This window comes from Pseudaquabacterium rugosum (genome assembly GCF_038066575.1).
Lineage (GTDB): Bacteria > Pseudomonadota > Gammaproteobacteria > Burkholderiales > Burkholderiaceae_C > Pseudaquabacterium > Pseudaquabacterium rugosum.
The window spans coordinates 1-1,160 of record NZ_JBBUTF010000047.1 but is presented as its reverse complement, the minus strand read 5'-3'; the positions used below and the strand labels follow the sequence as shown (position 1 = coordinate 1,160).

General features: G+C 69.1%; 2 protein-coding genes. Both read right to left on the bottom strand.

The genetic code is table 11. The annotated features are described in order from the left end of the window. Positions 1-728, bottom strand: a 728-nt coding sequence (locus tag AACH11_RS24710; RefSeq protein WP_341376956.1) for a TRAP transporter large permease, incomplete at its 3' end; no start/stop codon positions are given. A gap of 15 nt (positions 729-743) precedes the next feature. Next, a partial coding sequence (locus AACH11_RS24705) for a TRAP transporter small permease (RefSeq protein ID WP_341376955.1) occupies positions 744-1,160 on the bottom strand: 417 nt, incomplete at its 5' end.

The window sequence follows — 1,160 nt, the reverse complement described above, 5'->3', positions numbered from 1 at the left end:
TCGGTGGCGGTGAAGGCGCCCGAGAGGATGCCGCCGAGGATGATGGCCACGGTCAGCAGGCCGGGCAGGGCGGCGGTGAAGGCGGCGCCGACGAAGGCCCAGCCGGGAAACGGCCCGCCGACGGGATAGCCGCGCTGGCGGGCGACCCACCAGGCGGCGGCGAGGTTGCACACCGTCAGCAGCAGGGCGGGGACGACGCCGGCGAGGATCAGGCCCAACACCGAGACCGAGGCGATGCCGGAGGTGGCGAGCGTGAACAGGATCAGGTTGTGGGAGGTTGGCATCAGCGCGCCGACGAGGGCGGCGTGGGTGGTGACGTTGACCGCGTAGTCGGCGTCATAGCCCTGCTTCTTCATCAGGGGCACCATGACGCTGCCCATGGCCGAGACGTCGGCCACCGGCGAGCCGACGATGCCGCCGAACAGGGTGCAGCCGAGCACGTTGGACATGCCGAGGCCACCGCGCACGTGGCCGACGAGGCTGTTGGCCAGGCGCACGATGCGCTCGGCGATGCCGCCGTAGAGCATGAGTTCGCCGGCGAAGACGAAGAAGGGGATGGCGAGGAAGGAGAAGACCTGCATGCCGCCGACCATCTTCTGGAAGACGACGGCCACGGGCAGGCCGGCGGCCAGGATGGTGGCGACCGAGGACAGGCCGATGGCGAAGGCCACGGGCACGCCCAGCAGCAGGAGTGCGGCGAAGCTCGCGCACAGGATGGTGAGTTCCATGGCGGGGCTCCGGAATCAGTGCCAGGCGGGGGTGATCTCGACCCCGCGCAGGTTGGCGACGATGTGCTCGATGGAGAACAGCACGATGAGCACGCCGGCGATGACCACCGGCACGTAGTCGATGCCGTCGGGCACGGGCATCATGGGCTTCTTCTCGGCCCACTTGGCCGCGGCCCAGGTCCAGCCGGAGTGGGCCATGATGGCGCCGAAGACGGCGACGAGTGCGTGGATGAGAAGTTCGACGCGGCGCTGCCACGCTTCAGGCAGCAGGGCGACCATCGATTCGAGGCCGATGTGACCGGCATCGCGCACACCGACGGCCAGGCCGAAGGCGGTGACGAAGAGCACGAGCAGCAGGGCGAGGTTCTCGGCCCAGGTGGGGGTGTCGTTGAGGATGTAACGCCCGAACACCTGCCACTGGACGCAGAGGAT